General features: G+C 69.3%; 22 protein-coding genes and 1 pseudogene. 8 read left to right on the top strand and 15 right to left on the bottom strand.

Annotated elements, in window-relative coordinates; all coding sequences use genetic code 11:
* Nucleotides 1-137: 137 nt before the first annotated feature.
* From ASC99_RS22150 to ASC99_RS22125, 5 genes and pseudogenes are all read right to left on the bottom strand, one after another.
* Complete coding sequence (locus tag ASC99_RS22150; protein WP_057234764.1) at nucleotides 138-383, bottom strand: DUF2283 domain-containing protein; 246 nt, start codon at nucleotides 381-383, stop codon at nucleotides 138-140.
* 444 nt (nucleotides 384-827) lie between these two features.
* The gene (locus ASC99_RS22145) at nucleotides 828-1460 is read right to left on the bottom strand and encodes an SMI1/KNR4 family protein (RefSeq protein ID WP_157531679.1); all 633 of its coding nucleotides are present in this window, start codon (nucleotides 1458-1460) and stop codon (nucleotides 828-830) included.
* A 21-nt stretch (nucleotides 1461-1481) separates the two neighbouring features.
* Nucleotides 1482-2197: pseudogene (locus ASC99_RS22140) on the bottom strand (IS5/IS1182 family transposase); the annotation flags it as partial.
* Nucleotides 2198-2285: 88 nt separating this feature from the next.
* A protein-coding gene (locus ASC99_RS37510) for an IS5 family transposase (RefSeq protein WP_162257909.1) occupies nucleotides 2286-3094 on the bottom strand; the annotation gives its coding sequence in 2 pieces (ribosomal slippage) (nucleotides 2286-2755 and nucleotides 2755-3094; 810 coding nt in all).
* A gap of 82 nt (nucleotides 3095-3176) precedes the next feature.
* The gene (locus tag ASC99_RS22125; protein WP_057234758.1) at nucleotides 3177-3758 is read right to left on the bottom strand and encodes a hypothetical protein; all 582 of its coding nucleotides are present in this window, start codon (nucleotides 3756-3758) and stop codon (nucleotides 3177-3179) included.
* A 290-nt stretch (nucleotides 3759-4048) separates the two neighbouring features.
* Between ASC99_RS22125 and ASC99_RS22120 the strand changes: the two genes are divergently transcribed.
* On the top strand, nucleotides 4049-4576 hold the full coding sequence (locus ASC99_RS22120) for an SUKH-4 family immunity protein (protein ID WP_057234756.1): 528 nt from the start codon (nucleotides 4049-4051) through the stop codon (nucleotides 4574-4576).
* Nucleotides 4577-5043: 467 nt separating this feature from the next.
* Here ASC99_RS22120 and ASC99_RS38795 read toward each other — a convergent pair whose 3' ends face one another.
* From ASC99_RS38795 to ASC99_RS22100, 4 genes are all read right to left on the bottom strand, one after another.
* Nucleotides 5044-5442 carry a hypothetical protein gene (locus ASC99_RS38795; RefSeq protein ID WP_235502711.1) on the bottom strand — a complete coding sequence of 133 codons (399 nt, stop codon included), beginning with the start codon at nucleotides 5440-5442 and terminating at the stop codon, nucleotides 5044-5046.
* Between the two features lie 92 nt (nucleotides 5443-5534).
* Nucleotides 5535-6446, bottom strand: coding sequence for a hypothetical protein (locus ASC99_RS22110; protein ID WP_057234752.1), 912 nt, complete (start codon nucleotides 6444-6446; stop codon nucleotides 5535-5537).
* Nucleotides 6447-6653: 207 nt separating this feature from the next.
* Entirely contained in the window at nucleotides 6654-7376 is a 723-nt protein-coding gene (locus ASC99_RS22105) for a VOC family protein (protein ID WP_162257908.1), read from the bottom strand.
* Between the two features lie 84 nt (nucleotides 7377-7460).
* Nucleotides 7461-7769, bottom strand: a complete 309-nt coding sequence (locus tag ASC99_RS22100; protein WP_057234749.1) for a hypothetical protein — start codon at nucleotides 7767-7769, stop codon at nucleotides 7461-7463.
* A gap of 104 nt (nucleotides 7770-7873) precedes the next feature.
* Between ASC99_RS22100 and ASC99_RS22095 the strand changes: the two genes are divergently transcribed.
* The gene (locus ASC99_RS22095) at nucleotides 7874-8446 is read left to right on the top strand and encodes a TetR/AcrR family transcriptional regulator (protein WP_057234747.1); all 573 of its coding nucleotides are present in this window, start codon (nucleotides 7874-7876) and stop codon (nucleotides 8444-8446) included.
* Between the two features lie 213 nt (nucleotides 8447-8659).
* On the opposite strand, the gene ASC99_RS22090 is transcribed toward ASC99_RS22095, so the two are convergent.
* The gene (locus ASC99_RS22090; protein ID WP_057234745.1) at nucleotides 8660-9538 is read right to left on the bottom strand and encodes a GNAT family N-acetyltransferase; all 879 of its coding nucleotides are present in this window, start codon (nucleotides 9536-9538) and stop codon (nucleotides 8660-8662) included.
* A gap of 303 nt (nucleotides 9539-9841) precedes the next feature.
* On the opposite strand from ASC99_RS22090, the gene ASC99_RS22085 reads away from it, so the two are divergent.
* The 4 genes from ASC99_RS22085 (at nucleotide 9842) to ASC99_RS22070 (ending at nucleotide 12857) form a co-directional block, all read left to right on the top strand.
* The gene (locus ASC99_RS22085; protein ID WP_057234743.1) at nucleotides 9842-10324 is read left to right on the top strand and encodes a macro domain-containing protein; all 483 of its coding nucleotides are present in this window, start codon (nucleotides 9842-9844) and stop codon (nucleotides 10322-10324) included.
* Nucleotides 10325-10408: 84 nt separating this feature from the next.
* Nucleotides 10409-10996, top strand: a complete 588-nt coding sequence (locus ASC99_RS22080) for a cysteine hydrolase family protein (protein ID WP_057234741.1) — start codon at nucleotides 10409-10411, stop codon at nucleotides 10994-10996.
* Complete coding sequence (locus ASC99_RS22075) at nucleotides 10993-11862, top strand: GlxA family transcriptional regulator (protein WP_057234740.1); 870 nt, start codon at nucleotides 10993-10995, stop codon at nucleotides 11860-11862. Before ASC99_RS22080 ends, ASC99_RS22075 begins: the two co-directional genes overlap by 4 nt.
* 107 nt (nucleotides 11863-11969) lie before the next feature.
* Nucleotides 11970-12857: an aminoglycoside phosphotransferase family protein gene (locus ASC99_RS22070; protein WP_057234738.1), complete on the top strand. Its 888-nt coding sequence runs from the start codon at nucleotides 11970-11972 to the stop codon at nucleotides 12855-12857.
* A gap of 19 nt (nucleotides 12858-12876) precedes the next feature.
* Here ASC99_RS22070 and ASC99_RS22065 read toward each other — a convergent pair whose 3' ends face one another.
* Together ASC99_RS22065 and ASC99_RS38790 are read right to left on the bottom strand one after the other, a co-directional pair.
* On the bottom strand, nucleotides 12877-14349 hold the full coding sequence (locus tag ASC99_RS22065; RefSeq protein WP_057234737.1) for an alpha/beta hydrolase: 1473 nt from the start codon (nucleotides 14347-14349) through the stop codon (nucleotides 12877-12879).
* 110 nt (nucleotides 14350-14459) lie between these two features.
* On the bottom strand, nucleotides 14460-14624 hold the full coding sequence (locus ASC99_RS38790; protein ID WP_157531677.1) for a hypothetical protein: 165 nt from the start codon (nucleotides 14622-14624) through the stop codon (nucleotides 14460-14462).
* Nucleotides 14625-15422: 798 nt separating this feature from the next.
* Here ASC99_RS38790 and ASC99_RS22055 point away from each other — a divergent pair.
* On the top strand, nucleotides 15423-15950 hold the full coding sequence (locus ASC99_RS22055) for a hypothetical protein (RefSeq protein ID WP_157531676.1): 528 nt from the start codon (nucleotides 15423-15425) through the stop codon (nucleotides 15948-15950).
* A gap of 30 nt (nucleotides 15951-15980) precedes the next feature.
* Here ASC99_RS22055 and ASC99_RS22050 read toward each other — a convergent pair whose 3' ends face one another.
* Nucleotides 15981-18479, bottom strand: a complete 2499-nt coding sequence (locus ASC99_RS22050; RefSeq protein WP_235502715.1) for an RNA helicase — start codon at nucleotides 18477-18479, stop codon at nucleotides 15981-15983.
* 483 nt (nucleotides 18480-18962) lie between these two features.
* Complete coding sequence (locus ASC99_RS39775) at nucleotides 18963-19229, bottom strand: hypothetical protein (protein ID WP_200948375.1); 267 nt, start codon at nucleotides 19227-19229, stop codon at nucleotides 18963-18965.
* Nucleotides 19230-19469: 240 nt separating this feature from the next.
* Between ASC99_RS39775 and ASC99_RS22040 the strand changes: the two genes are divergently transcribed.
* A complete protein-coding gene (locus tag ASC99_RS22040; RefSeq protein ID WP_057234728.1) occupies nucleotides 19470-20030 on the top strand; it encodes a GNAT family N-acetyltransferase in 561 nt (186 codons plus the stop codon).
* Between the two features lie 78 nt (nucleotides 20031-20108).
* Here ASC99_RS22040 and ASC99_RS22035 read toward each other — a convergent pair whose 3' ends face one another.
* Nucleotides 20109-21191: a winged helix DNA-binding domain-containing protein gene (locus ASC99_RS22035; RefSeq protein WP_157531675.1), complete on the bottom strand. Its 1083-nt coding sequence runs from the start codon at nucleotides 21189-21191 to the stop codon at nucleotides 20109-20111.
* Nucleotides 21192-21741 lie beyond the last annotated feature (550 nt).

The following is a 21741-nucleotide window of genomic DNA, read 5'->3' as shown; positions in this document are numbered from 1 at the left end:
TGGCCGGGGAGGAGACTGATTGAATGCCCGGGGTGGTTCTCGAGACGTTCCGGGCTCTGCTGACGAGCGGTGGCCAGGCCCCGCAGGCGGTCTTTCCGGCTTGACGTGGCGTGAGGCAGCTTTCCTGGTCAACCAGTTCAGGCGTCTCCGGCGTCCAGACGCTCAGACGAATCGAGCAGGTACTCGGGCAGTTTGGAGCTGGCCGCCAAAACCTCGACGCCGATGAGACGCTCTTGCTCGTCGAAGTCGAGGTTGATCATGCCGCCGACCGCCACCGGATCGCAGGGATACATGCGCGAGACCTTGTTACGAACCTGCGGATCGGTGAGGTACACGTACGCTGCGTTCGCAGTCTTGTCGTAGGTGACTCTGAGGTCTGCCATCGCTCGGACACTCCTTCGGTGTGGGTTCGGCACCGTACCTGTCCGCGCTGAACTCTCAGTGAGCCCTGCCGAACCATGACGATCGTCGGCTACGAAAGATCGTGGCGGTCCTCCGGTGATCAGTCCGGTCGATGCGGCCGGCTGATGCTGCCAGGGTCACGCGGCGTCTGTCATCCGAATATCCAGAGCGGCTCGTCCTCATTGACCATGGTGCGGGTCGACCTGCACCGGCCGGTCAGCCACGCGGCGGATCAGCGTGCGCAGTTCGGCACATTCACGACGCTGGCAAGATTTTCGTAGCCGGAGATCGTCATGGTTCGGCGGGGCTCAGTGAGGTTTTCTCAAGGGCGTGGAGGGTCCATGAATGCTTTGAGCAATGTCCGCGGGTAGAAGACCCTACCCGGCGGACCGGGCCCCGGCATGTCGAGTGAGAAGCCAACGAGGTTATTGGCACAGGTAGTTCAGGAATGCTGTGGCATCGACTCCAGGTGCATGGTCGGACAGGAGTGCGGCGAGCCGGTCGTGATAGGTGGGCGGCCAGCTTTCGTCGTCGTCCTCATCCTCACCGGGGCGGTTGAGGTGCTCCACAACGAAGGCTTGGGTGAGGCAAGCCAGCAGCACGAGGAAGTCGGCCGGCGTAGGGGCAATCCAGAACGGCTTCCATGAGCCCGTGCCGTGGATTGCAATGCCGACTCGAGTGCCCGGCACTGCGGTGTCGGCGATGAACGGATCACCTGAGTGGTTGGCGATGACCACCCACTCGTCCGGCCACTCGTTCAGGCGGTGCCCGTCGTTGCCGTGCCAGCGGTAGCAGGACTGGTAGGACACCAGGTCCCGAGCAGGGGCGAGTGTGATCCCCCCGAGCGGGGCGGGGATATTGATCGTGTCGAGTGGCCCGGAAGTCCCGTAGAGGTTCCGCAGTTCCGCCGACAACGGCAGGTCCCGGGCCACCGTCTGAAGATCGGCAGCAGGGCAAGGCCCGAACCCTGCCCTGACGCCGGCACGATGCAGCATTTCGATCAGCATCGCACTCGCTGGCCCGATTGCCTCTTCAGAGTTTGGCATGCTGCGGAGCATACGACTGATTCTCAGCGGTGATCACTTCCAGATGCCGTTGAGCACGAGGGCGGCGCGGGCGATGTCGCCAATCCGGCTGGGGCGGAGCGTGACGTGCTGCAGAGTGCGCCATCGTTGCTTGAGCTCGGCGGCGGCGCGCTCGCCGAGGGCGCGGACGTGCCGCAGCAGGGTGTTGAACATGCGGGTGTCGACGTGAAGTGCCCGTTCGGACTTGCCCTTTGGGTGTCGCACGGGGATGGGGATGGGGATGCCGATGCCCGCGCCGATGGCGGGGGTGGAGCCCGGCTCGACCTCGAAGACCCACAGCGGAGTGCTGTCCGGGGCGGACAGGAACTGGATGTTGCCGCCGAACGCCTTGTGCTTCTGGCTGAACCACAGGTCGTTGCCGTTCTTGCGGACGCCGGCCAGGCGGTCGGATTCGATCAATGTGCCGTCGAGGATGACGTGTGTCATGCCTTCGCGCTGACATCGGTTCAAGACTTCGTGCAGGTCGGGTGCCTGGTCGGCGAGGACGTCGATGTCCTCGTGCAGGTAGCGGTAGCCGGTCGCCTCGAACACGTCGGCGTCGCGGGCAAGGCAGTGCACGCACCCGCGTTCGCGGATCCAGCGGAGCACCAGCACCGCCTGCCGGAACGGCCCGAGCGCCCGAGAGTTTTTCGGCGTACCGATCCGCCGCCGGTGGGCGGCCAGCAGCTGGGCCAGGCACTCCACCACGTGGCGGGGACGTCGAGCGTGGCAACCTAGGTGACCAACGTGAAGCCTCCGGTAGCAACGAACATGATCTTGTGGTGAGACCTGTCCTACCGGGGGCTCTAACTGATCGTTTCAGAATGAGGTTCTGAGTCGTCTCAAGCAGATGATGCTGCAGGCGAGTTGGAGCAGGCCGAGGTGGAGGTCGGCGCGTATCTCGTAGCGGATGCGAAGGCGCTTGAACTGGTGGAGCCAGGCGAAGGTCCGCTCGACCACCCAGCGGGTCTTGCCCAGGCCCGAGCCGTGGGCGACGCCACGACGGGCGATGAGCGGCTTGATCCCACGCTTCCACAGCAGGCGGCGGTACTTGTCGAAGTCGTAGCCCCGGTCGGCGAACAGCCTGCGTGGCCGCGTGCGCGGGCGTCCGCGCAGGCCCCGAATCGGCGGGATCGCATCCAGGAGCGGCAGGAGCTGTGTGACGTCGTGCCGGTTGCCGCCGGTCAGCGTGACAGCGAGCGGAGTGCCGTGCCGGTCAACGATCAGGTGGTGCTTGCTGCCCGGCCGGCCCCGGTCGACAGGCGAAGGCCCGGTGTGAGCCCCCCTTTGAGCGCCCTGACGTGTGAGCCGTCGATCGCCGAGTCATCCATCTCCAGCAGACCCGCCGCTCGCAGCTCTGCGAGAAGGGCCTCGTGCAAGCGGAGCCAGACGCCAGCCTCGGTCCAGTCCCGGAGCCGACGCCAGGCGGTCACCCCTGAACAGCCAACAACCTGAATGGGCACATCGCGCCAGGCCACTCCTTTGCGCAGGACGTAGACGATGCCGGCCAGTGCGACGCGGTCCGATACCGGCAGTCGTCCGGGGTGGCGATGGCGCCGGGCGGGCCGGGCCGGGAGAAGCGGAGCTATGCGCTCCCAGAGATCGTCGGGAACAAGGTCAGCAGACACGTCGGAGAGTCTGCCCGACGCGTTGTCAGATACTGGCCGAGATGGCGGTGTTGATGCGACTGGCGGCAGCGGCCGGTCGGGTTCATCGCCAGCCACCGTGGCGAGGCTCCATGTGCTCGCCGAACGGTGGGTCGAACGCCTGCCCGTCGTCGTCGGTCACGACGTAGTCCGGTTCGGTCTTCGAGGCGGCTGCTTGCAACCGGATGACCAGGTCAGTGACAGGCACGATCCGCAGCGACAGGGCTGCGGCCACCTGGGCAGCTTCGCTGTCGATGTCCGGGTTGTTCTTGTCACGGGACCGTTCAAGGTGTTGAGCGGAGATCTGCATGACCTCCACATCGCCACCGCCCGAGAATGAGAGGCAGTCCCGCCACTCCAGCCCGATGATGATCTCCAGCGCGTCCGCCAGGTCTTCCGCGAGCAGCCCGCCTTCCCCTTCAGAACTCGCGAACACCACCGGCCGGCGACCGTTCTGCTCACCGCACAGGAAGTACGCCCCGCCAGCGGACTCCCCGGCGATCACCTCCAGCTGTGCACCCGAGGCAAGCCTGAATCCATCGCCATAGTGCTTCCGGTGGATGTCGAAGCCGAACGATGACCGCAGCAGCAGATCGATCTCCGGGGTGGTCTGGATCAGGTCGAGCAGACGATCACTTGAGGTCATGGCCTGGACGATAGCGAGTGCCGCTGACGTGTCACTGCCAGGGCGAACAGCGCGCCCGTGCCCGGCGGTAGCGCGACCCCGGTGGATGGCACACTCCAGGCCGCGCCTGCACCCGAGCCATCACAGCTCATTCTGAAACCACCAGTAAGTCTGCTCGCATCCAGGCACTGCGCGTCCGATCCGCCCGAGAACGGGTGGGTCGCCCCATTTTGCGGAGATCATTTCGCTGAGAAGGCCTCAGTGAGAACTTCTGGGTGTTCCCGGACGGTCCGTCGGGAGAAGATCTTCCCGTGAGCCAGCCCTTGCCGCATTTGCCGAAGCCCGAGTTCGCCTTGATCCGTATCGAGGCTCCACCCGAGGTGCCCGTCCAGGTTGCTGTCGATCTCGGGGAGACAGGCGTTCCAAGCAAGTTGATCGGGTACGAGTACCGACCGCTGAGTGAGTTGGTGCTTCTTGAAGGCATCGGCGAGCGGGGGCTGGTCGCCTTTGCGGCAAGTGGCCTGTTCGGACGCATCGGCGTCGACGTGGCCACTGGTCACGTGGTGTACCTTCCCATGCTTGAGTCAGCCGTAGCCGGTCACGTGAACAGCGACCTCGGCGCCTTCAACCGATGCGTCGCCGCCGTAATCGCACGCTTCCCGTTCTACGCGGACAGCGACGAAGAGACCAAGTACGAGGTGGCGAAAGAGCTTCGCGCTCTCATTGCCGGCGCCGACGGGACAGCCCTCGAGCGCGACGGGTTCTGGGAGATGTTCTGCGCCGACGTGGAGATGGGGGACTATTCGGACGGGGACGTCGCATCCAGTAGCGGCCCCTGAGCGGACGCGGTCGGGCGAACGGCCGCGATATCGCTTGTCCCGGTTCAGTGGCATCGAGTACGGCGGCGAAGTCCCGGACCAGGTCGTGGGTGAATCGGAGTTCCGGACAGTGTTCGAGCAGCCGATGCAGACGCTCGGCGGTCTGCGGGCCGTGCCGGTCGGGGGCAGTGATGATCCAGCGTGCGGTTTCGCGTGGGGAAGGCGGCCGTTCGCGGGGTTCGTCCAGGGGCAGGCCGCGCCTGAGGGGTGCGAGGGCCATCTTCACGCGCTGGTAGTGCCCCAGATAGCCCTTGCCTGGGAGTTCCTGATGAAGAATCATCGCGTTGTGTTCGCCCTCGTCCCAGCGTTGCTGCAGGTAGTCGAGGTAGGGGTCAAGAGCGGACGAGCGCCGGGGGCCCGCCGCATGACCTCCTGCCAGGTGCGGGCATGGGCGTACTTTGCGCACCGAGCGTCGGTCCAGGCCGAGTTCACGGGCTACGGAGCTGTGCGAGAGGCCGGCATCGGTCAGTGCGTGCACGGCTTCGAACAACCGCCGCGCGTATCGGCCGGCGGGCCCGCCCACCTCCTCGGCATCGGCTGAGGTTCTGGAGCGGTTCGTTGATCGCCAAACGCTCGGCAAGGACGTGTTCCAGGGCGAACAGGGAGTGCGTGACGGCGACGGTGGCGAACTCGTACCGGTAGAAGGAGTGCCGGATCAGCTCGCGGGAGGTTTCCATCGCGCTCATGACGTGCATCGACGCGCCGGCGGGCAGAGCCAGGTCGGCAACCAGGGCGTGCATGTCCGCATAGTCGAGAACGAGGTCGCGGGCGCGCGGGTCCTGTACTGGCAGAGGGAGCGGGCCGGGCAACTGCGGCAGGGTGTTCACCGCTGGAGTCTTGTCGTTCGGCAGCTCTCGATGCCATCGGATTTGCTCGGGTCGGTTGGCGATCCGCTGCCGTATCCCGCCACTGAACAGGCTCAGCAGGGAGACGGGGACAGCGGCGAACGGAGCCCGGCCGTCAGGGAGTTCCTGGCGTCGCACATCGCGGCCCGGGCCCGCGCGGCGCCCTTGCGGGCTACGGTCGCACCGCTGCCGACCTGGACCGCTCGGCCGCCGAGGCCCGTGCAGGTTCGGCAGACGCCCCGCTGCGGGACCGGGTCGTGGCACCTGTCGCACTCGACGTACCGGGCCGGCGGCCGTTGCGCGGGGGCATGGAGCGGCGGCATTTTGCGTTCCAGGCGACTGCGCAGCATCGCGACGGGTGAGTGCACGGTGCCGGGTAGTCCCTCCAGCAGTGCTTGGGTCAAACCGCTTGCTGTGCCGCCACGTTCAACCCAGCGTGCCACCAACGGTGCCAACGCCAGGGCCTCGGCCTCGCCCAACCACAGCCGTGGCTCCGGCTGGACCACCCGCAGCAGGGTGTCCGCCGCCGTGCGGGCCGACTCGTCGGGGGCGGGCCGGGCTTCGGCTGGCTGGTCGTCAGTTCGGTGGCGGGGGAGGGAGGGTGCTTTCCCCGGGTTCTGTACAGAAGGAGTGGCTGCCCGGCCGGTATCCGCCTTACCGGCACCCGGAGGGGCGACACCCGGCAGCGAAGGCGATTGCGGGGTGTCGAAGACGTGGGCCTCCGAGCGGACGGTGCCGTTGGGCAGTCGTACGGTGTCGACCCGGTAGTACCCGGCCGTCGTCAGCTCCTTGAGCGCTCGGCGTACGGTGCCCCGGCCCTGGGTGCTGGAGTCGGCCATCTGTCGGCCGTCCTCGCGTCGTCCGTCGGGGCGGGAGAGCAGGTCGACCAGCAGGCCACGGGCGGTGTAGCTGAGCCGCCGGTCCTGGAGGAGTGCGTTGGGAAGCACGGTGAAGTTGCGCCCGTGGGCGCTACGATGAATTTGCATCGGGAGTTTCTGCTCCTGTTGCCGGACCCCGGGGTGTTGTCGCACCGCCGGGGTCACCTGTCTTCGGTTAGGGCACGGAACGTAGCACGTCGGGCCGTGCAGGCCGGTCGTTCCTCCGAAAGAGACCAGGATGCGGCCCAACTCGACTGGTATCGAACCGAACTGACTATTTGGCACCGCTGACCGGCTGAGATACGGGGTCCGGAGCTATCGGATGTGCTGGGTAAGGCCGAACAGAGCACCGGTGGGATCGCGTAGGACCACGTCTCCGTTGGAGTCCTGACGGACTGAGGTCGCACCGAGCTGCCGGGCCTGCTCGGCGTCGGCATCGGGTCTGTTGCTGGCGAAACTGACCAGCCAGAGTGATCGCTGCGCCGTTGGTCTGCCTGGTGGCGGGCTGGTGGCGGCGGTGGAGTTGTCCGGCAACCGGAACTCGGTGTGCTCGGGGTCGGAGCTCCAGTGCAGGGCTGGTCGGTAGAAGGCGGCGGCATGCTCGGGGTGGTCGGTGAGCAGGCTGATGCCGGCGAAGGTGCCTGGTTCGTGGGTCAGTTGCATGCCGGTGTGGGTGCCGGGCTGCCACAGTGAGATTGGTGCGCCGACGGGGTCGAGGGCGACGGCGGCGTGGCCGAGCATCCCGACCTGGGTGGGGCCCACGATGATCTGGGCGCCCAGGCTGGTGAAGCGGGTGGCGGTGGTCTGGATGTCCGACACGGTGACGTTGATCGTCCAGTAGGGTGCGCCGGGGTCCTCGGCCGGCCCCAAGGCGGCGACGAGTTGTCCGCGCAGTGTGCAGAGCCTGTAGCCGTTGGGGTCCGGTGGGGCGACGATCCAGCCGAACAGCGCGGTGTAGAACGCCGTCGTCGTCTCCATGTCGGGGGTGCCGAGGTCGATCCAGCTCACGCTGTCCTCGGGGTGCCGCGTGATGTTCATCGAGATGACTTTCCGTTGGGGCCGCCTCGCCCCGGCAGTGGAGCGAGGCGGTTTCCAGAGCCGACTCGGTGGCGAGCTGCTGCGTCAGGCGTAGTAGGGCGAGTTCAGGTCGATGCTGGCGTCCTTGACGATGTCGCCGTCGAACAGTCGTGTCGTTGCCGGGGCTCCGGCCCGGCGGGCTTCTTCGGCGAAGGGGCCCTGGGCGAAGGCCAGGGCGTTCTCGGCGCTGTCGAACTCGTAGAAGCCACCGATGGTGTGGGTGTCGATCCCGGACAGCCACGTCTTGCGGATCAGACCCGGCGCGGTCTTCAGTGCAGCGTTGACCTGGTGCCAGTCGAACTGCTCGAACGGCACTGCAGCCTGGATCTCGGTGTAGAGAAACGTCTTGCCCATCACGAACCTCCGGTTACGGGGCCTGCCCGGCCCGCGTTAGTAGTACGTGCATCCTAGAAATGCGAGCATGGAGTAGGATGGCCGTACTAGTCAAGGGGGTTGCGATGGCCACGGACACGAAGGCCCGCATGATCAGCGCAGCGATCGGGCTGCTGCAACGCCACGGCCTGGCCGCGATGTCCTTCACCGACGTCCTGGCAGAGAGCGGTGCCGCGCGCGGGGCGATCTATCACCATTTCCCCGGTGGCAAGCAGCAACTCGCGCTCGAAGCCGCCAGCCGCAATGCGGAGGACGTCCGGGGTCACCTGCACGCACTGCCGGCGCACACGCCACGCGAAGTCGTGGAGGCGTTCCTCGGCAACATCCGCCCCGTGGTGCAGGCGTCCGCCGAGGGCGGCGGCTGCGCGGTCGCGGCGGTCACCGTCGACGGCGGTGCGGCTATCGCCGACCAGAGCAGGCTGCGCACTGTCGCCGCCGAAGCGTTCACCGGCTGGGTGGGCGAGCTCACCGGAAAACTCACCCAGGCGGGAATGGGTTCAGCCCAGGCCGCCGATCTGGCCACCCTCATGATCGTCACGCTCGAGGGCGCCCACATCCTGTGTCGCGCTGCGGGTAGCATCGCGCCCTTCGACCGAGCCGCCGCGGCCCTGCTCTCCGCCGTCCCGAGCTCAGGTTGACCCGGTGTCAGAGCAACACCAGCCTCCAGCGCCGTCGACTCGGTTTGCTGATCGCAGAGTTGGCCCAGGCACGGATGGCCGCCGGGGGGGACTGCACGAGGGTCGAGGCCGCAGCCGGTTGCGTGCGGCCGGTGCGGGACCGCTGACGGGCCGGACGAGGTGATGCCCAGGTCCGGCCCGTCAGCTCGGCCGGACGAGCCCGTCAGCTCGTCTCTACAGGTCGAGCTGATACTGCAGTGTCGTGTGCGTGGGCACGTAGCCGAGGCTGTCGCTGATGCGTCTCATGTGCGTGTTGCTGTCGGCGGTGTCGGTCAGGAGGCTGCCGAGGTCTGGATGGCGCCCGTGGGCTTGTCGGATCGACTCAGCCTTCATCCATCGGCCGAGACCGTGTCCGCGGTGCTCGGGCAGCACGCCGGTGCCGTAGTGCTGGCCATCACCCGTGCCGTTGCCGGGGACGACGAGTTCGGTGAACCCGGCGATCGAGTCGTCGGTCGTGTCGATGGCGACGACCGTGTGCAGCTGGTCTCCGCGGTCTTGAACGGCCTTCGCTGCGGCCCGGACCCGGTCCACGTCCCAGGCCACGGTGCCGTAGTCGGTGTCTTCCATGGGCATGTCGTCCATGGCCCGGCGTGAGGCGGCGAACGTCTGGGCGAGGGCGTCAGGGACGGTTCCCTGCCATGACGCCAGCCGGTAGCCGGGGTGCGGACGCTCGATGATCTCGGCGAGGGCGGTGGGGTCCACGTCGGCCAGTGGCAAGCGGGCGAACCTCAGGGTGAGCACCTTGCGGAAGCCGTGGGCCGGCAGGAAGTGGTCGCCGGGCGATCCGGCCTGGGCCTGCGCGCTGACGCAGCGTCGGGCGTTGTCCCGGGCGGCGGCCACGGCCGTGTCGAGGAGCCGGGAGCCGACACCCTTGCGGCGCTCCACGGGGTGAACGTGGAGGGTCAGTTCGGCCAGGTGCGCTTGTCCGCCATCGAACAGGCGCAGAAAGGCCGTCCCGACGGGGATGGAATCGGCGTTGGACGCCAACCATGCAAGGCGTCGGCTGTGTGCACCGCGAGCGGGGTCGGTCAGTGGGGTGATACGAAACGACAAGGTGTCTCCGTCGTGAGGAGGTGGCAAAGGTCAGTACGCGGGCTCAACTGCTGGGCACTCCTGCGCATGTGCTCCACACCTCCTCGTCGACAGCGCCGGTCCGGATCAACGACATGGACGGCTGGGAGAACTTAACTGGCCTATCGGTTCCTCGGCAAAGGGTTAACTGAGGGCTGCTGCGGCCCTGGGGTCAGAGCCATCTCGTGGCCACGGCCCGGTGGCCCTCGACAAGGCCAGGTCGTTCGCCGGCCGGTGACCGATATTCGGTGTGGGGCTGTCGGAGGTGGCGGTTACGCTGCGCGGATGGGGGATTCGATCAACTACGTGCGTGGGGACGCCACCGCGCCGCAGGGCAAGGGCGTCAAGGTGATCGCCCACGTCTGCAACGACCTTGGCGGCTGGGGGAAGGGCTTCGTGCTGGCCCTGTCGAAGCGCTGGCCGGAGCCGGAGGCGGCGTTCCGGCGGTGGCACCGGGAGCGGGCGGGCAATGACTTCGGGCTCGGGGCGGTGCAGTTGGTGCAGGTCGAGCGGTACGTGTGGGTGGCCAACCTGGTCGGTCAACGAGGCATCAGGACCAGCCGGTCCCAAGGTGTCCCGGTCCGGTACGAGGCGATCGACGCCGCGCTCGGGCGGCTCGCGCCGCAGGTGGTGGAGCTCGGCGCGTCCGTCCACATGCCCCGGATCGGGTGCGGGCTGGCGGGCGGGCGCTGGTCGAAGGTCGAGCCGCTGATCGAGACACGGCTGGCCGGTGCCGGGGTGGCGGTCACCGTGTACGACCACGACTGACCGCACGGTCGCTGACCGGATCGGTCCGGTGCGGGGCATGATGGTGTCTGTCGCGGGGCTCGGCCGGGCCGCAGGATGGAGCACATGAACAGCGCACTGATTGTTATTGATGTCCAGGAGTCGTTCCGTCAGCGGGAGAACTGGGCCGCCGTGTCCAACCCCGACATCGTGGAGCAGGTGAACAAGTTGGTCGACGCCACCCGGGCGGCCGGCGACCTGGTGGTGTGGGTCCTGCACGCCGAGCCCGGCAGCGGGACGGTCTTCGATCCGGCCCTCGGCCACGTCCGCCTGATCGAGGGCCTGCGAGCCCCCGCCGAGGGCGAACCGACCGTCATCAAGACTGCTCACAACGCGTTCACCACCACGAACCTGCAGCAGCAGCTCACCCAGCGCGGGGTGCGGGAGGTGGTGATCAGCGGTATCCGTACCGAGCAGTGCTGCGAGACCACCGCCCGGGTCGCCTCGGACCTCGGCTACGACGTCACCTTCGTCACCGACGCCACCGCGACCCACCCGATCGAGCACTGGCACGCACCGGCGGGCCGCAGCCTGGCCGAGATCCTCGCGGACCCGCTCACCCTGACCACCGATGAGATCGTCACCCGCACCGAGTACGCCCTCGCGGGCCGGTTCGCCCGGGTGACCACTGTGAAGGAGCTGACCGGATCGTGACCCACGTCGTCTTCCTGCTCGTTCCGCAGCTGCATCTGCTGGACCTGGCCGGGCCCGCGCAGGTGTTCTCGACCGCGACGGACCACGGCTGCGACTACCGGGTCAGCTACGTGGCCGAGCAGGAGGACGTCCCGTCCGCGCAGGGGTTGATGCTGCGCGCCGACACCAACTGGCCGGACCTGACCGCCGAGGACCTGCTCGTCGTGCCCGGCTGGCGCGCCCCCACCCTGCACGCGAACGGTGGGCTGCGCCCCGCCACGCTGGAGCGGCTGACGGCGCATCACGCGGCGGGCGGCACGGTGGCCAGGCTGCTGGACGGCCGCCGTTGCACCACCCACCACGACGCGCAGGACGAACTCGCCCGCTGCTACCCCCGGGCCACCGTGGTGCGCGACGTGCTCTACGTGGTCGACGACCGGGTGGTCAGCTCGGCGGGCATCGCCAGCGGCATCGACCTCGCGCTGCACCTGGTCGCCGTCCGGTACGGCCCGGCGGTGGCCGCCCGGGTCGCCCGCGACATGGTGGTCTACGCCCGCCGCAACGGCGACGAACAGCAGCACAGCGCCCTGCTCCGGCACCGCACCCACCTCAGCGACGCCATTCACCGGGTCCAGGACCTGATCGACACCCGCTACACCGACCGGCTCGGCCTGGCCGACCTGGCCGCCGCCTCCGGTGTCAGCGAACGCACCCTCACCCGACGCTTCTCCGAGGCCACCGGCCTGACCCCGCTGCGCTACCAGCAGGAACTGCGCCTGGAACGCGCCGAACACCTGATCGCCCATGGCAGCACGGTCGAGTCCGCCGCCCGCACCGTCGGCTTCCAGGACGCTCGGATGCTCCGCCGCCTGCGGGCCAGGGTCTGACGGTCGGTCAGCCTGGAAATTCCCGGCCCTCGCCCCGGGCCGCCGGGTAGCATCCGGGCCCTTCGAGGGTGCGCCGTCGCCGAGTGCGTGCCAGGCCGAGGAGTTCCATGTCCGGCATCCGCATGCACGCTGACGAGATCGACATCGACGTACCGCTGGTCGTCCGGCTGATCGCCGAGCAGTTCCCCGCGTGGGCAGCGCTCCCGGTCCGCAAGGTCCGCTCCGCCGGGACCGACAACGCGATGTTCCGGCTGGGGGAGGAGCTGGTGGTGCGGCTGCCCCGGATCCCCGACGCGGCCGGTCAGGTGGAGAAGGAGCAGCGCTGGCTCCCGTACCTCGCCCCGCACCTTCCGCTGCGGGTGCCGGCGCCCCTTGGGCGCGGTGTCCCCGCCGTCGGCTTCCCGTTCGCCTGGTCGGTCTACGGCTGGCTCGACGGCGAGGACGCCTTCGGCGCGACGCTCGCCGACCCGGGTCGGGCCGCTGCCGAACTCGGCCGGTTCGTGGCGGCGCTGCGCCGGGTCGAGGCCGCCGGTGGGCCTCCGTCCTTCCGGGGCGGTCCGGTGAGCGGGCTCGACGACTACGTACGGGCCGCGATCCGGGACCTTGGCGCGGACCAGGCCGCTGTGACGGCGGCCTGGGAGGAGGTCCTCGGGCTGCCCCAGTGGGAGGACGCCCCGGTCTGGGTCCACAGCGACCTGCTGCCGGGCAACCTGCTGCTCGAACGGGGCCGGCTCAGCGCCGTCATCGACTTCGGCGCTGTCGGCGTCGGGGATCCCGCCTGCGACATGTTGGCGGCCTGGACCCTGCTGGGCGCCGACACCCGGGGCCGGTTCCGCGAGTGCGCCGAGGTGGACGAAGCGACCTGGGCACGCGGCCGGGGCTGGGCCCTCGCCTGGGGGCTGGTGGCGGACCACCACTACCGCGCCACCAATCCCGTGCTCGCCACGGTGGGCCGCCGTGCGGTGACCGAAGCCCTGGTGGATCGCCGGGTGTGACCGGCCGTCAGGGAGCGCCCTACTCCTGGGCGCAGAGCACATCGCGCGCCGGGCGGTGGCCGGTGGTGAGGAAGTCGGTCACCACGCGGTCGCCGCAGGCGTTCCCGTTGGCGGCGTACACGTCGTGGCCGCCGGAGTCGACGGCGACCATCCTGGCCCGGTTGCCGAAGGCCTGACGGAGTTTCAGGGCGCCGCTGTACGGGGTGGCGGGGTCGCGGAGGTTCTGCACCAGCAGGACGTTGGACGGGCCGTCCGGTGTGACGAGGACCGGTGGTTCGGTCGGTGTGGGCCAGAACGCGCAGGGCATCACGTTGACCGGCATGCCGGCCGTGAGCGGGTGTTCGAGCCGGCTGGCGGCAACTGCCTTGTCGTACGCGGGAGTCAGGCCCGGCCAGCGCACGTCGTTGCAGAGGACGCCGACCGAGACGGCGACGGTGTTCTGCAGCGCCTCGTCCGGCAGCGCTCGCACGACGGGCAGCGGACGGGACCCGAGCCCGGCCAGCACCAGCCGGGCCAGGGCGGGGAACTTCTCGTCGTCGTACAGGCTCTCCAGCATCGTCTCGCGCAGCGCGTTGCCGTTCAGCACCGGTGGGTTGGCGCCGGGCCAGGGGACCGGATCGCGGTCCAGCCGGTCGGCGAGGGCGAGGAAGAGCGGCCGCACCTCCTCGGGGGTGGCAGCCAGCCGGTTCGGGTTCTCCGGGGCGGCGGCCCAGGCGGCGAAGTCCGGGAAGCGGTCCTCGACGCCGACCCCGAAGGCGGCCAGCCAGCCGCGACCGACCTTGCCGGGGTCCGGGTCGTCGTTGCTGTCGAGCAGGATCCGGTCGGTGCGGCCCGGGAACATGGTGGCGTAGACGGCGCCCGCGTACGTGCCGTAGGAGACACCCCAGGCGGACACCTTCCGTTCGCCGAGCGCCTGTCGGATCCGGTCGATGTCGCGGGCTTCGTTGGCCGTGGAGAGACTGCGCAGCACCGGGCCGCCGTTGCGCAGGCAGGTCTCGGCGACCCGGCGGGCGGTGTCGGTGTTCTCGGTGATCGACCCGTCCGGGGCGGGCCACGGCCGGAGCTTCACCATCGCCAGGTCCTCGTGTGCCAGCCCGCAGCTGACGGGGGTGCTCCGCCCGACCCCGCGAGGGTCGAACCCGACGATGTCGTAGGCGTCCCGGACCGACTGCGGCAGCTGCTTCGCAGCCTTGGACGGACCGTTCAGCCCGCCGCCGCCTGGGCCGCCGGGGATCATCAGCAGTACGCCGCGCCGTCGTTCGGGTTGTTCGGCGGCGATCCGGGAGACTGCGAGGGTGATCTGCTGCCCGTGCGGTTCACGGTAGTCGAGCGGGACGGTGACGGTGGTGCACTGCTGGCGCTGGTCCGGACTGCCGTCCGGACAGGCCGTCCAGCCGAGTACGGGCCGGGTCGGGTTTGCCTGGGCGAGCGGGGCGGCGAGGGTGAGCACGGAGGCGGTGACTGTGGCCAGGACTGCGATGCGGTTTCTCATGCTCCGGAGTCTTGTCGATCACCGGTCCCGTACCCATCCGGCTAGCAGGCGGGAGGGTGGTGGGGAATTCCCGACCATCGGACATGAACTGACGGACCGTCCGACCCGAATCAGATGTGCAGCGCGATGCCGCGACGGGCGGCGAAGCGGTCGAACGTCTCGGCGGGGAGGGCCGCGTCCACCGCGTCCGGGGTGTGGCCGGACGGGTTGCGGAAGAGCGCGGTTCCGTCGTGGTGGCCGGTGACGAGGACGAGGTGACCGCCCCGCGTGGGCACGGGTTGATGGACGGTTCCCTCCAGTGCGGTCGTCCACTCTCCATGCGGCCGCCGCCCCGGGGGCCGGGCAGGATCTCGGCAGCCCGGTCTGCGATGCTGCCCCAATGGCTTTTCCCGGTTCCCGTACGAAGACGACTGACGTCTGGCTGCTGCCTGAGGACGAAGCACTCGTCGGGAAGCGCATTGGCGAAGCCCTGCCGCGCTCCGGTTGGCTGTGTAGCCATCCCGGCCCGAAAGGCCTTCACCAGGTACACCTGCACCCTTCGGTTCCATCGGCCCTGACGTGCGGCGGCCGCCAGGCGTTTCTGCTTCTGCCGACAGGAGCAGCAGTTCCCTCAGATGTCGTACTGACCAGCGAGACTCCCTCTCCCCGGCCGGATCTCGCGCACCGCGCAGTGCTCCAGCTGCTGTGCTCGCGGCGAGTCCAGGAGCGGCAAGGTGAGGTCCTTGAAGCCGGCCGCCTCGCGGTGCGTTGGTTCGAGGCGGAGGTCGGGGCCGAGACGCACCTGCTTCTGACCGAGGAGACACGCACGGTCTGGAAGGCCCTTCGTTCGGCGACACGGCCGGCCGTGGTTGAGGACCAGCACGGGCGAAGAACCGCCGGCATGAGGATCGGTGCCGCGGCCCACGAGTTGGTGACCAACAGTCGAATGCCGCTGACACGGGGAGGCGCCGAACGTCTGCACCTGGTCGCACAACCGTCCTGACGCTGAATCCGTGTGACCAGCATCGCTATGAGCGCGTGTACGGGGCGAAACTGCATCGACGGCTCGCCTGCGGTTGCCTAGCCTCCTGGGCGTGAGGATCACTCAGGAGAATGTGACATCGGGCGCGGAGTTCATCGCGCTGTTGGAAGAGCTGTCCCGCGAGCTCGAGTCGGGTGGACCGACCGTCGACGACTTTCTGCTGCGCTGGGCGGCGGTCCTGCCGGGGGAGGGGCCCGGCGAGCCGGGCTGGCCGGGGCTGGCCAGGCAGGTGGTGGCCGCGCTCGCCGCTGAGCCGACCGGCGGTGCCGAGGCCGCTGAGGGGAAGTTCGACGAGCCGGAGGTGCACACCCGGGACCAGCTCGGCGCCCTGCTGACAGCGCTGGCGGCGGACTTCGTCCGGGACCGCCGGGAGGTGGCCGCCGTCGTGGCGCTGAAGGGGCCGTGGTGGGGGGACACCGGGGACTGGGCGCACGGGACGCTGTCCGCCGTCCTGGAGAGCTGGGCGGCCTGGCTGGATGCCGTGCTCGGTCGCCCGCGGCCGTTCGGCGGGGGCGACCTCGAACCGGTCACCTGGGGGAGTGTGGCGGAACAGCTGCTGGCGGCCCGCGTCTACGAGTAGCGGACGCGAGCCGCGGCAGCTGAGCAGGCGTCAGCCGTCGAGGCGGTTCACGCCGGTGACGCGGAGGACGGCGCGGCCCTCCTCGTCGGAGCCGTACAGGTCGACCTCGGCGCTGATGCCCCAGTCCTGGTCGCCGGCGGGGTCCTCGAAGATCTGGCGGACCCGCCAGGAGCCCTCCTCCGGGTCTTCCTCGATGAGCAGCATCTTGGGGCCGCGGGCGTTCGGGCCGGTACCGAGGTCGTCGTGCTCCTCCCAGTACTCGTCCATCGCGTCCGCCCAGCGGTCCCGGTCCCAGCCGTACTCGCCATCCAACTCGCCCAGCGTGCCGTACTGTTCGAGCGCGCAGAGCTCGACCCGGCGGAACATCTCGTTGCGTACCAGGACCCGGAACGCACGGGCGTTCGCGGTGACCGGGGCGGGCTTGTCGTCGAGCCGGACCTCGGTGCTCTCGGGGGAGGTGGGGTTGGCCAGCTGCTCCCACTCGTCCAGCAGGCTGGAGTCGACCTGGCGGACCAGCTCGCCGAGCCAGGCGATGACGTCCTTGAGGTCGTCGGTCTTCAGGTCGTCCGGGACGGTCTGCTCCAGCGCCTTGAACGCCCCGGCGAGGTAGCGGAGCACGATGCCCTCGGTGCGGGCCAGGTCGTAGTGGCCGACGTAGTCCGAGAAGGTCATCGCCCGCTCGTACAGGTCGCGGACCACGGACTTCGGCGTCAACTGGTGGTCGCCGATCCACGGGTGGGCCTGGCGGTAGACCTCGTACGCGTGGCCGAGCAGCTCCTCGAGCGGCTTGGGGTAGGTGATGTCCTGGAGCCGCTCCATCCGCTCCTCGTACTCGATGCCGTCCCGCTTCATCTCGCCGATCGCCTCGCCACGGGCCTTGTTCTGCTGCGCGGCGAGGATCTGGCGCGGGTCGTCGAGGGTGGCCTCGACCACCGAGACGATGTCCATCGCGTAGGAGGGCGACTCCTGGTCGAGCAGCTCGAAGGAGGCCAGCGCGAAGGTGGAGAGCGGCTGGTTGAGGGCGAAGTTCTCCTGCAGGTCGACGGTGAGGCGGACGATCCGGCCCTCGGCGTCCGGCTCCGGCAGGCGCTCGACCACGCCGCCCGCGAGCAGCGAGCGGAAGATGGCGATCGCGCTGCGGATGTGCCGGCGCTGGGCGGAGCGCTCCTCGTGGTTGTCGGTCAGCAGGTGGCGCATCGCCTCGAAGGCGTTGCCCGGGCGGCCGATGACGGAGAGCAGCATGGCGTGGCTGACCTTGAACCGGGAGACCAGCGGCTCCGGGTCGGCGCCGATCAGGCGCTCGAAGGTCTCCTCGGACCAGCTGACGAAGCCCTCCGGGGCCTTCTTCCGGACCACCTTGCGCTTCTTCTTGGGGTCGTCCCCGGCCTTGGCGACCATCTTGTCGTTCTCGATCACGTGCTCGGGCGCCTGGGCGACCACCTGGCCGACGGTGTCGAAGCCGGCCCGTCCGGCCCGGCCGGCGATCTGGTGGAACTCCCGGGCCCGCAGCACCCGGACCCGCTGGCCGTCGTACTTGGAGAGCGCGGTGAACAGCACGGTGCGGATCGGTACGTTGACCCCCACGCCGAGCGTGTCGGTGCCGCAGATCACCTTGAGCAGACCGGCCTGGGCCAGCCGCTCGACCAGGCGGCGGTACTTGGGCAGCATGCCCGCGTGGTGCACGCCGATGCCGTGCCGGACGTAGCGGGAGAGGTTGCGGCCGAACTTGGTGGTGAACCGGAAGCCGCCGATCAGGTCGGCGATGGCGTCCTTCTCCGCCTTGGTGCACATGTTGATGCTCATCAGCGACTGCGCGCGCTCGACGGCTTCCTTCTGGGTGAAGTGCACGACGTAGACCGGTGCCTGACCGGTCGTCAGCAGCTCCTCCAGGGTGTCGTGGAGGTTGGTGCGGCGGTAGTCGTAGAACAGCGGCACCGGGCGGGTGACCGAGCGGACCACGGTGGTCGGGCGTCCCGTACGGCGGGTCAGGTCCTCCTCGAAGCGGCGGACGTCGCCGAGGGTGGCCGACATCAGCAGGAACTGCACGTGCGGCAGTTCGAGGATCGGGATCTGCCAGGCCCAGCCCCGGTCGGGCTCGGCGTAGAAGTGGAACTCGTCCATCACGACCTGGCCGACGTCGGCCCGGGCGCCGTCGCGCAGCGCGATGTTGGCGAGCACCTCGGCGGTGCAGCAGATGATCGGCGCGGTCGGGTTGACGCTGGCGTCACCCGTCATCATGCCGACCTGCTCGGTGCCGAACATCTTCACCAGGTCGAAGAACTTCTCCGAGACCAGGGCCTTGATCGGTGCGGTGTAGAAGGTGCGCTTGCCCTCGGCCAGCGCGGCGAAGTGCGCACCGGCGGCCACCAGGCTCTTTCCGGAGCCGGTGGGGGTGGCGAGGATGACGTTGTTGCCCGAGACCAGCTCGATCAGCGCCTCCTCCTGGGCGGGGTAGAGCGTGATGCCACGGTCCTGCGCCCACTCGGCGAAGGTCTCGTACAGCGCGTCGGGGGTTGCGGGCTTCGGCATCAGGTCCAGGAGGGTCACCGGGCCATCTTGCCTGCTCGGGAACGCCCTGGGCAAAGCTCGGGCGCGCACGGCCGAGCCGCGCCGCCGCTTACCCGGGCGGGTGACTTCCCATCGTGGTCGGAGTATCACGCTGGGTGATGGGGAGAATGCTGTCGACCGTCCACGAACCAGTTGGGCGGACGACGGAAGGGCATCCATGCGCAAGCGACTCCTGGGGGCGGGCCTGGCCGCAGTCGGCCTCGCCGCACTGCTGGCCGGCCCGGCCCATGCCGACGGCGGCACCAGTGTCTCGGTGACCGGCTCCCCCGACGGGGTGGTGGCCCACTGTCCGCCGGGCACCCACCCCGCCGGGGTGGTGGCCCACTGTCCGCCGGGCACCCACCCCGCNCGCGGCCGGGTCGACCGCCTTGCCCTCGTACGACAGGTTGACGATCCCCCCGTACACCGGCTCCCCGCCGCCGCCGGAGTCCATCACTCTGACCGTCAGCTGCACCTGCTGACGGTCGCTCGGGCCGGGTGGGCGGGCGGAGCTGCTGACCTGGCGGCTCCGCCCGCGAGCAGTTGCAACCTGCCCCGGCTGGGCGCGCGCAGGATGCACAGCCACCGCCCGCAGCCGTGTGGGCGAAGGTCTCGTCGGACCAGCGAGCCGCGCGGGGTGCCGATCCGGCGCCGGTGCGCGGCCAGCAGCCGGGCGAGATGCTCCACCACATGGCGCGGGACGTCGAGCCTGGAAACACAGGTGACCAACATGAAGCCTCTGGTAGTTGCGGACATGATCTTGGCAGACCTGTCCTACCAGGGGCTTCACGGCTGTCCGCAAGCCGGTGCGCCCGCAACTTCATGCCGATTCGGTGGACTTGGACTCCGGTCGTACCCCGGCGGGTGGTGTCGGCGGCGAGGCTTTACGCAGTGGGTCTGGCATTGGCGAGCATCGTAGGGCTCGATATAACCGATCGACACCCCTGATCGTGATCGCGTTAGCTGGGCGGCATGCCCGAACTGCGTACCGATCGTCTCCTGCTCCGCCGGTGGCGGGAGTCCGACCTCGAACGGTGGGCGGCGATGAACGCCGATCCCGAAGTCCGAGAACACCTGGGGGACCTGCTGACGCGGGAGCAAAGCGATGCCGCGATGGCGTCCATGCAGGCCGAGTTCGACGAGCGCGGTTTTGGGTGGTGGGCGCTCGAAGCACGGGAGACCGGTGAGTTCATCGGCCGCGCGGGCTTGGACGAGGTGGACCAGGACATGCCGTTCGCGGGGGTGGATATCGGGTGGCGGTTGATGCGTTCGGCGTGGGGTCACGGCTACGCGACCGAGGCCGCCCTGGCCTGCCTGGCCTTCGGCTTCGAAACCCTCGGGTTGCCGGAGGTCCTTGCGTCGACAACCGTCAACAACTTGCGTTCCCAGGCAGTGATGCGCCGGATCGGCATGACCCGGGACCCGGTCGACGACTTCGAAGATCCGAGCGTGCCGGAAGGGCCGCTTCGCCAATGTGTGCTGTACCGGACCCCGCAGAGATCATTTCACGGAGAAAACCTCACTGGCCGGTGAGGCACCGCGCACCCTCGCCCTGGTTGCCCCGTCGACTGTGCCGATCCCCGAAGTGAGTCGTCGATCGCCGTGTCCGGCCTACTCCGGCTGCTCCACCACCAACCGCTCGCCGCCCGTGAAGTCGAGCAGCCGGGCACCTTCCGCCTGAGCACCCGTCAGATCCGCCCGTCGCAGTGGGGCGAACGGCCGGATGGTCAGCGTCCCGCCGGACAGCCGCCAGACCCCGGCCACCCGGCCGTCCACCAGCAGGGTGCCGGGCACCAGGCCGTTGACCGTCATCACCCGGCGCCGGTACTCCTCGGGCACCACCCGGCTGCGGTCGGCGTGTGAGAGCAGCAGGTTGTCGAAGGGCGCGAGCAGCCGGACCGGCACCGGGGTGCGCTCGTCCGGGCGCGGGGCGTCGGGCAGGTCGTACAGCACCCGGCCCTGCTCATCCTCAAAGACCTCCAACTCCGGTGCCAGCCGCTTGAGTACGGGGCCCAGACCGGTCAGTCCCGACCACTGCTGGACATCGGCGCCGGTGGCCGGGCCGAAGGCGGCCAGGTAGCGCAGCACCATCCGTTCCAGCGAGGGCGAAGGATCGAGCGGACGGCCGAGCCAGTGCTCGGCGGTGGTGTGCGCGGCCGGCCCACTGCGCCCCCAGATCCCTCGCGGCGGCACCTGGACGAGCGGCAACAGCGCCCGGACGGCCTGTGCCAGGGCGGCAGGCGGGCCCGCCGGGAACTCCGGCCCGAGCAACGCACCGAGCTGCTGGAAGGTACGCGGCTCCTGCTCGACCAGCTCCCGGCCGCGTGCGGCGACGGCTGCCAGGTCGACCCCGGTCAGTTGCTTGCCGTAGGAACCGCGAAGCGCCCGGTCCAGCACCGGCTGGAGCAGCGGACGCAGCGTCAGGCAGTTGTCGGCGGTGACCAGGTGGATGGTGCCGCGCTGGAGGCCGACCCGGACCACGGCGCGCTGTTCGAGCAGCTCGGTCAACGCGTCCGGGCGGAAGCCCTCGAGACGGGACCAGAGGCCGAGGTACGGCGGGTCGGGGACGGCCTGCGCCTGGAGGCCGACCAGGTGCTCGACCATCGCCGCCGGGGTCAGGTCGGTGCGGGCCAGCAGGTGCTGACGGGCCAGCACGGCCCGGGTGAGCGCCTGGCGGGTCAGTACCCGGCTCACCGGCGCCGGTCCGGGACAGCACGCAGCCGGGCCTGAGTCACCATCATGAGCGTTGCAGCACACGCCACCCGAAGTCCTCTCACCGCACAAGGTCTTCCTCTAGTCTCCATAGCCCTGCCGACGAATCACGCGCTCGGCGGACGTGACTCACGGTCGAGCCTCTCCGCGCTGTCCAGCAGATCTGAGTGCAACCGGCGTCTGGCGCTGAACAGTTCAATGCCGAGAAGTCGTCCGTGCGAGTCGTAGTCGAGTATCTGGGGTGTCAGGTCCTGGCCCTTCTGAAAGCCTATCGATGTCGAAGATCGCCAGGACAGTACCTAGCCGAGCCGTCCTGCTCTCCCGCACCGGTGCCCACGCCTGCCAGGCCGGGCCAACCAGCGCAGGCAGGGCCGGCGATGTTGGCATCTGGTACCGCGACTGGCAGTAGACCAGCCTTGGACGGCGGTTCCGAAGCCCGCGGACACGGTGTCATCTACTTCCTGCAGCACTGACCACACGCGCCCCCGGCAGCCAGAGCGAGGAGATCCCGGCCTGGCCGCCGGGACGGACG

This window comes from Kitasatospora sp. Root107 (assembly GCF_001424875.1).
Classification (GTDB): Bacteria; Actinomycetota; Actinomycetes; order Streptomycetales; family Streptomycetaceae; genus Kitasatospora.
This window is presented reverse-complemented; position numbering and strand designations above follow the sequence as displayed.

What these genes read in the sequence shown, in the direction of transcription:
- ASC99_RS22080 (WP_057234741.1), top strand. Translation starts at nt 10,409, where the DNA reads ATGAACAGCGCACTGATTGTTATTGATGTCCAGGAGTCGTTCCGTCAG.
- ASC99_RS22070 (WP_057234738.1), top strand. Translation starts at nt 11,970, where the DNA reads ATGTCCGGCATCCGCATGCACGCTGACGAGATCGACATCGACGTACCG.
- ASC99_RS22110 (WP_057234752.1), bottom strand. Translation starts at nt 6,446, where the DNA reads ATGCAAATTCATCGTAGCGCCCACGGGCGCAACTTCACCGTGCTTCCC.
- ASC99_RS22040 (WP_057234728.1), top strand. Translation starts at nt 19,470, where the DNA reads ATGCCCGAACTGCGTACCGATCGTCTCCTGCTCCGCCGGTGGCGGGAG.
- ASC99_RS22145 (WP_157531679.1), bottom strand. Translation starts at nt 1,460, where the DNA reads ATGCTCCGCAGCATGCCAAACTCTGAAGAGGCAATCGGGCCAGCGAGT.
- ASC99_RS22095 (WP_057234747.1), top strand. Translation starts at nt 7,874, where the DNA reads ATGGCCACGGACACGAAGGCCCGCATGATCAGCGCAGCGATCGGGCTG.
- ASC99_RS22125 (WP_057234758.1), bottom strand. Translation starts at nt 3,758, where the DNA reads ATGACCTCAAGTGATCGTCTGCTCGACCTGATCCAGACCACCCCGGAG.
- ASC99_RS22050 (WP_235502715.1), bottom strand. Translation starts at nt 18,479, where the DNA reads ATGCCGAAGCCCGCAACCCCCGACGCGCTGTACGAGACCTTCGCCGAG.
- ASC99_RS22150 (WP_057234764.1), bottom strand. Translation starts at nt 383, where the DNA reads ATGGCAGACCTCAGAGTCACCTACGACAAGACTGCGAACGCAGCGTAC.
- ASC99_RS22065 (WP_057234737.1), bottom strand. Translation starts at nt 14,349, where the DNA reads ATGAGAAACCGCATCGCAGTCCTGGCCACAGTCACCGCCTCCGTGCTC.
- ASC99_RS22105 (WP_162257908.1), bottom strand. Translation starts at nt 7,376, where the DNA reads ATGAACATCACGCGGCACCCCGAGGACAGCGTGAGCTGGATCGACCTC.
- ASC99_RS22085 (WP_057234743.1), top strand. Translation starts at nt 9,842, where the DNA reads ATGGGGGATTCGATCAACTACGTGCGTGGGGACGCCACCGCGCCGCAG.
- ASC99_RS22100 (WP_057234749.1), bottom strand. Translation starts at nt 7,769, where the DNA reads ATGGGCAAGACGTTTCTCTACACCGAGATCCAGGCTGCAGTGCCGTTC.
- ASC99_RS39775 (WP_200948375.1), bottom strand. Translation starts at nt 19,229, where the DNA reads ATGTTGGTCACCTGTGTTTCCAGGCTCGACGTCCCGCGCCATGTGGTG.